Source organism: Erythrobacter sp. (genome assembly GCF_023653175.1).
Lineage (GTDB): Bacteria > Pseudomonadota > Alphaproteobacteria > Sphingomonadales > Sphingomonadaceae > Erythrobacter.
Map to the genome: position 1 here is coordinate 1 of NZ_JAMNXL010000199.1, position 6,343 is coordinate 6,343.

Consider the following 6,343-nt stretch of genomic DNA (forward strand, 5'->3'; position numbering starts at 1 on the left):
GACGTCGCCGGGATCTACCGCACCAAGGCGCACGATGCGGTCGCCGATCTGCGCGCGATCGGCGCGGTCGACGCGGCTTCCGTCACCGCCGCGCAGCGCCAGCGGGTGGAGCTGATCTGAAATGATCGCGGTGGCGCAGCAGGGCGAGACGCTCGACGCGCTGTGCTGGCGCGTGCTCGGCCGCACCGAGGGCGTGACCGAGCAGGCCTACGACCTCAACCCGCAGCTCGCCGACCTCGGCCCGAACCTGCCCGGAGGCACACAGGTCAAGCTGCCCGACATCGCCACCACCACCCCGGCGCCGGCCAAGCGCGCGACCGTGAAGCTGTGGGATTAGAAAAAGAGGAAACCGCAATGATCACCGCAACCATCGATCTTCTGGGCTACCGCGCAAAGGACAAGGTCACCGGCCTTGAAGGCGTCATTTCATCGGTCTGTTTCGACCTCTACGGGTGCGTCCAGGCCGCTTTGACCCCGCCCGCCAAAGACGGGCAAGTCCCCTGCGGGCAGTGGTTCGACGTGCAAAGGCTCGAAGTCAGCAGCATTCGCGTCATGAGCCCTCCGGATTTCGATGCGCGCGCACTGTCTCCGGCCCAGTATGACAGTGGCCCCGCCGAAAAAGCCCCGCCGCGCGCATGAACAAGGCCAAGTCCCTTCGCGCCGCCCTCACCGCCGCCATTCCCGAGCTGCGCAACGAGCCCGGCCGGCTCAAGCTGTGGATCGAGAACGGCGCGGTGCGCGCGCGCGGCACCGCCAGCCATGGCTTCGCGATGCAGTACCCGCTCTCGGTGCTGATCGAGGAAGCCAGCACCGACATCGCGATCATCGCGCTCGCGATCACCCGCTGGCTGCGGGTCAACCAGCCCGATCTGCTCGCCCCCAACGGCGACAGCTTCCAGTTCGAGAGCGACATCCTCGACCTCACCACCGCCGACATCCTGTTCACGATCAACCTGACCGAGAACATCGCGGTCGCGCCGCAGCAAGACGGCAGCTGGCAGGTCACCTATCTGGACGAACCCGACCCGCTGTTCGGAGAGGGTGAGGGCTTCGCCGGGGTCGCCCCGATCCCGCTGCTCGCCGAGGTCAAGCTTTCCGATGCCTGATTACGACGGCGATGCACTGGCCGCGCTCGATGAGTGGTTCGGGCAGGTGCTTGCAGGCCTGTCCCCCGCCCAGCGGCGGCGGGCCGGGATGAAGCTGGGCAAGGCCCTGCGCCGCTCAAACCTCGATCGCATCGCCCGCAACGTCGAGCCCGATGGCGGCCCGATGGAAGCGCGCAAGGCCCGTCTCGACCAGCGAGGCCGCGTGCGCCGGAAGGCGGGCGGCAAGATGTTCCGCAAGTTGCGCCTGGTGCGGCAGTGGTCGATCAAGGCCACGCCGGACAGCGTCGAGATCATGCCCGCCAAGGGCGACAGTGTCGCGCGCACCCACCACTACGGCCTGCGCGGCTTCGTCGGCCGCGGCCCGGACGGCGCCAAGGTCTACACCCGCTATCCCGAACGCCGCCTGCTCGGCTTCGACGATGCGGATCGCGATATCGTGCTCGACGTGGTATCCGAACTCTTCGAGCGCTAGAGCTTTTTCGCCCTACCGCTTCGCTACTTGAGGGCTGATGCCGCCCCGCCACGGTGGAAGCCCCTTCCACCTGCCCGCACCCTTCCCTTCGCGCGCGCGTGACAGGCAGGTGGCGGCATGGCCAGCACCCCGCTCACCTTCACCAGCGCCAGCTCGACCGCGATTGACCTCTCGCGGCTGCCCGCGCCCGATGTGATCGAGGCGCTGGATTTCGAGGCCATCTACACCCGCCGCCGCGCCGATTTCCTCGCCCGCTACCCCGAGTTCACCGCCTTCGTCGAGAGCGACCCGGCGATCAAGCTGCTCGAAACGGGCGCCTATGCCGAGCTGGTGCTGCGCCAGCGCATCAATGACGCAGCGCGCAGCCTGCTGGTCGCCTATGCGCTCGGCAGCAACCTCGATCACCTCGCCGCCGTGTTCGGCGTGGTGCGGCAGGAGATCACCCCGGCCGACCCGGTCACCGGTGCTGCCGCTGTCATGGAGAGCGACGAAGACCTGCGCCGCCGCGTGCTGCTCGCGCCCGATTCCTACTCGGTCGCCGGGCCTGCCAGCGCCTATGTCTTCCACGCCCTGTCCGCCGATGCCGACGTGCTCGATGCCTCGGCAATCAGCCCACGCCCGGGCGAGGTCACCGTCTCGGTGCTGTCCCGCTCCGGCGATGGCACCGCCTCGCCCGAACTGGTCGCAACCGTCCGCGCGCTGCTCGCCGGGGACGAAGTCCGCCCGCTCACCGACCGGGTGACCGTGCAATCGGCCGAGCTGGTGGCCTTTGATGTGATGGCGCAGCTCACGCTCTACCCCGGGCCCGACGCGCAGCTCATCCTCGCCACCGCCACAACCGCGCTCGAGCAGCTGCTCGCCGCCAACCGCCGCCTCGGCCGGAACATCTCGCGCTCGGCGATGGTCGCCGCGCTGCATGTCGGCGGGGTGCAGAACGTCAACCTGGTCGAGCCGGTCGCCGACGTGCTGATCGAACAGACGCAGGTGCCCGCCGCCGGAACGATCGACGTCACGATTGCAGGCTTCGACGAATGAACCTGCTTCCGCCCAACAGCTCGCCGCTCGAGCGCGCTTTCGACACGCTCGAAACCGAGGCGCTGGCGGACCTGCCGCTCCCGGTCGGCGATGTCTGGTCGCCCGAACGGTGCCCGGCGACGCTCCTGCCCTGGCTGGGCTGGGGCCTGTCGATCGACATCTGGGACAGCGACTGGACAGAGGAACAGAAGCGCGTCGCCATTGCCAGCGCGATCGACGATCAGCGCCGCAAGGGCACCCGCGCGGCACTGCGCCGCGCGCTCGACCGGATCGACCCGCTGATCGACGTGACCGAGTGGTTCGAGGATCCCGCCAACCTCGAACCTTACACCTTCCGGCTCGACCTGCCCGACCGCAACACCAGCACGATCGAATACAACGAGACGACGATCTCGACCCTGCTGCGCGACATCGCCGCGGTGAAGCCGCTGCGCGCCCACGTGATCGCCTCCTACCGCATCCGCGCTCTGGCGCAGGCTGGATTGGTCAGCGCGGTGATCTGGGGCGCGATCGGGCGGATCGAGTGCGACACCGACACTGCCACCGCCGCCGATCCGGTGTGGTCGACCTACCTGCAAACCCAAGATGGTGAGCCGCTTCAAGATGAAGCCGGCGAATTCCTGATCGCAGCATGAAGGGCCGCGCATGAGCTTCACCCTGATCCTGACCACCGCCGGGCTCGACGCGCTGGTCGACGCGCAAAGCGGCTCCACCGAGCCGATCCAGATCACCGAGGTCGGCTTCTCGGAAAGCGTCGTCACGGTCGCCCCGACGCTCACCGCACTGCCCGGCGAGTTCAAGCGGATCGGTGCGATTTCCGGCACCGCGGTCAGCGAAACCGTGATCCACATGACGGCGCAGGATTCCTCGCCCGATATCTACGACCTGCGCAGCTTCGCCCTGTATCTTTCGGACGGCACGCTGTTCGCTGCCTACAGCCAGGCCGATCCGATCATCAGCAAGGCGGCGGTGCTCAACCTGCAGCTCGCCTTCGACATCGCGTTCCAGGACGGGATCGCGGGCGACATCGAGTTTGGCGACGCCACCTTCCTCTTCCCGCCCGCCACCGAAACGGTGAAAGGCGTGGCCGAGATCGCCACCCAGGCGGAAGTCGATGCCGGCGTGGACGACGAACGGATCGTCACGCCCCTCAAGCTGGCCACGATCCTTGCCGAGCTGCTCGGCGGGTTCGGCTCGGCCACCGAGACGGTCCAGGGCGTGATCGAACTGGCCACCCAGGCCGAGGTCGACGCCGGCGAGGACGATCAGCGCGCGGTGACCTCGCTCAAGCTCGCCACGCGACTCGCCCCGGTGATTGCCGCCATCGCGGCCGAAGTCAGCAACCGCATTGCCGATGTCGATGCCGAGGCGCTCGATCGGCAGGCGGGGGACACCACCCTCGGCGCCCTGATCTCCGCGCTCACGGCTCGCTCTATCACCGGGGGCGGACTGGTGACAGGCGGCGGTTCGCTCGCCGCCAACCGGGTGCTCAGCGTGGCGGCAGCCAGCATCGCACAGCTGCTCGCGGGCACAGCGACCAACGTGGTTCTGACGCCGGGGGTCCTCGGCCCGATCGTCAAGAGCTTCAACCAGAACGGTTATATCGCGCTGGCACTGGGTGATCCGGCCAATGCCCTGTGCATCCAGTGGGGCCGGTTCACCGCTTCGGCCAACGGGGCGACGAATGTCAACTTCCCGATCAGCTTTGCGCAATGCTGGTCTGCGGTGAGCGACGGCACGGCGGACACCGGCACCAACTCGCAGGACAATTACCCGGCCATCCGCCCGAATTCGATCACCGCCTTAGGATTCCAAGCGTGGAGCCCCCGCGACGTTTCCGAGCCGCGCACCTTCCTCGCCGTCGGGAGCATCGATCTGACATGAGCATCTTCTTCGCCATGATCGGGCAGGGCGAAGCTCGCCGGCCCGCGTTCTTCCTCACCCGTTCCGCTGCGCCGGAAGGCGCCGTCAAGATCACCGCGGCGCGGCATGCGGCGCTGCTCGAGGATCAAGCCGAAGGGCGCACGATCATCGCCGACGCCCGCGGCCGCCCGGTGATTGACCGACGCACCCAGCCCAGCGCCGAGACGATCCGCGCGCAGCTGATCGCCGCGATCCGGCGCGAGGCCGCCCGCCGCATCCACGCGGTCAGCCCCGAATGGCGCCAGCTCAACGATCTGCGCGAGCCGAGCGAGGCCGGGGCCGTCCGCTTCGCCCGGATCGATGCGATCCGCGCGGCCTCGAACGCGATCGAGGAATTTGCCGGTCGCATGCCGCCTGCCGACCTCGCCGGGTTTCCCTTCGCAACCCACACCCTCTGGCCGGAGTTCGATTGATGGCAAAAGTGACCGAGCTGCCGATGTCGGGCGCTGCCCCGCTGGGGTCTGACGAACTGGTGATGGTTCAGAACGGCGAAGTCGTGCGCGTCTCGCTGTTCGCGCTCTCGGGCTATCTCGCCAACCCGGTCGCCCCACCGGTCTTTACCGAGGGACCGGTGATCATCACCGATGGCACCCCGGCCGTGGGCGAGGAAATCACCTTCGACCTCGGCACGATCGTCGGCGGCGTGGTCGCCGGAGCCGATCTGCTGCGCGGCTCCGCCGTGATCGTGGAAGACGTCGGCGAATCCTACATGCTCGCGGCCGCCGATGAAGGCGAGCAGCTGCGCGTCCGTGTTCGTGCCAGCGGTCCCGGCGGGAATGTGGAAGCCATTAGCGCTCCGATCGGGCCGATCGGAGAGGCACCGTCCGGTGTACTCATCACCGGAACCCGCCTTGCGATCATGGGGGACAGCCGCACCGATAACGGCATGATCTCGCAGGCGGGCACTGGCACCGGGCGCACGACCGGCGTTCCGGGTTCGAGCCGCCTGCAAAGCATCCCCGACTGGATGCTGCGCGCTCTCGATTACCCCGCCGAGATCGTCGGGCAATGGACGCTCGGCGGCAACAAGTCGTCGCAGAATTATCACGACCACGCCTTGCGGGTGATTGCCGCCCGCAATCCCGATGTGGTGTTTCTGCTCGATAGCACGAACGACCCGATCGACTACACCGGCACGGGCGGCCTTGGCCCTATCCCGCGTGGCAGCACGAACCCGCTGCTCGCCGCCTATCAGCCCCGCGTCGGTGACCGCGAGCCGGTGGGCGCTGGCATCGGCATCCAGGGCACGACCTTCGGTAATATCGACAAGGCGATCCGCTTCTGGGGTGACGGCGTCGCCAACGGGCTGGGTCGCTCGGTGCCAGTCATTTTGGTGGCCGTCCCCTCGGGTCAGCCTTCGCGCCAGGTGCTCAATCGCCTCGTCTACGAGTGGGCGCAGGAAGCCAAGGCGCTCGGCATCTACTCGAACCTGATCGCTCCGGCAGTCTACCCGTTGATGCTGGTGGACCCCGACATGGTCAATGGCCCCGTTGCGAGCGAGGTCATCCGCTCCGACCTCAAGGGCGATGGCTCGCAGGGCGCGGATGGCGAGACGCTGTTCCTGCACCCCGCTCCGGCCGAGGCGCAATTCCTCGGCGAGGCGATTGCCGCCGATCCGCAGGTGGCCGCCGCATTTGCAGGCCGCCCGTCGATCCAAGTTCTTCCGACGGGCGCCAATGACAGCGCGTTCCTGAACACTAACCCCGGCTGTCTCGTCGGCTCAGGCGGCGGTTCGCTGGGGTATGTCGGCTCGTCCTCGCCGACTCCTACCGGGCTGGTCGCACCGGGCTGGTCGCTCGGGCACGGC

Annotated in this window: 9 protein-coding genes; all 9 read left to right on the forward strand. The window is 68.0% G+C overall.

Going from position 1 to position 6,343, the window contains the following annotated elements:
- Nucleotides 1-121: 121 nt before the first annotated feature.
- Nucleotides 122-337, forward strand: a complete 216-nt coding sequence (locus tag NBV68_RS16700) for a tail protein X (protein WP_296311967.1) — start codon at nt 122-124, stop codon at nt 335-337.
- A 17-nt stretch (nt 338-354) separates the two neighbouring features.
- Entirely contained in the window at nt 355-639 is a 285-nt protein-coding gene (locus NBV68_RS16705; protein WP_296311970.1) for a hypothetical protein, read from the forward strand.
- A complete protein-coding gene (locus tag NBV68_RS16710; protein ID WP_296311972.1) occupies nt 636-1,106 on the forward strand; it encodes a phage tail protein in 471 nt (156 codons plus the stop codon). Before NBV68_RS16705 ends, NBV68_RS16710 begins: the two co-directional genes overlap by 4 nt.
- Complete coding sequence (locus NBV68_RS16715) at nt 1,099-1,578, forward strand: phage virion morphogenesis protein (RefSeq protein ID WP_296311975.1); 480 nt, start codon at nt 1,099-1,101, stop codon at nt 1,576-1,578. The genes NBV68_RS16710 and NBV68_RS16715 overlap by 8 nt, the downstream gene beginning before the upstream one ends.
- A 117-nt stretch (nt 1,579-1,695) precedes the next feature.
- On the forward strand, nt 1,696-2,613 hold the full coding sequence (locus tag NBV68_RS16720; protein WP_296311978.1) for a baseplate J/gp47 family protein: 918 nt from the start codon (nt 1,696-1,698) through the stop codon (nt 2,611-2,613).
- Entirely contained in the window at nt 2,610-3,248 is a 639-nt protein-coding gene (locus NBV68_RS16725; RefSeq protein WP_296311981.1) for a phage tail protein I, read from the forward strand. The genes NBV68_RS16720 and NBV68_RS16725 overlap by 4 nt, the downstream gene beginning before the upstream one ends.
- Before the next feature lie 10 nt (nt 3,249-3,258).
- Nucleotides 3,259-4,497, forward strand: coding sequence for a hypothetical protein (locus NBV68_RS16730; RefSeq protein ID WP_296311985.1), 1,239 nt, complete (start codon nt 3,259-3,261; stop codon nt 4,495-4,497).
- Nucleotides 4,494-4,949, forward strand: a complete 456-nt coding sequence (locus NBV68_RS16735) for a hypothetical protein (RefSeq protein ID WP_296311987.1) — start codon at nt 4,494-4,496, stop codon at nt 4,947-4,949. The genes NBV68_RS16730 and NBV68_RS16735 overlap by 4 nt, the downstream gene beginning before the upstream one ends.
- Nucleotides 4,949-6,343, forward strand: a 1,395-nt coding sequence (locus NBV68_RS16740; protein ID WP_296311990.1) for a hypothetical protein, incomplete at its 3' end; no start/stop codon positions are given. The genes NBV68_RS16735 and NBV68_RS16740, both read left to right, overlap by 1 nt.

Excerpts from the sequence above, each read along its gene's own strand:
- NBV68_RS16725 (WP_296311981.1), top strand. The coding sequence starts at position 2,610 with ATGAACCTGCTTCCGCCCAACAGCTCGCCGCTCGAGCGCGCTTTCGAC.
- NBV68_RS16730 (WP_296311985.1), top strand. The coding sequence starts at position 3,259 with ATGAGCTTCACCCTGATCCTGACCACCGCCGGGCTCGACGCGCTGGTC.
- NBV68_RS16705 (WP_296311970.1), top strand. The coding sequence starts at position 355 with ATGATCACCGCAACCATCGATCTTCTGGGCTACCGCGCAAAGGACAAG.
- NBV68_RS16715 (WP_296311975.1), top strand. The coding sequence starts at position 1,099 with ATGCCTGATTACGACGGCGATGCACTGGCCGCGCTCGATGAGTGGTTC.
- NBV68_RS16720 (WP_296311978.1), top strand. The coding sequence starts at position 1,696 with ATGGCCAGCACCCCGCTCACCTTCACCAGCGCCAGCTCGACCGCGATT.
- NBV68_RS16700 (WP_296311967.1), top strand. The coding sequence starts at position 122 with ATGATCGCGGTGGCGCAGCAGGGCGAGACGCTCGACGCGCTGTGCTGG.
- NBV68_RS16710 (WP_296311972.1), top strand. The coding sequence starts at position 636 with ATGAACAAGGCCAAGTCCCTTCGCGCCGCCCTCACCGCCGCCATTCCC.
- NBV68_RS16735 (WP_296311987.1), top strand. The coding sequence starts at position 4,494 with ATGAGCATCTTCTTCGCCATGATCGGGCAGGGCGAAGCTCGCCGGCCC.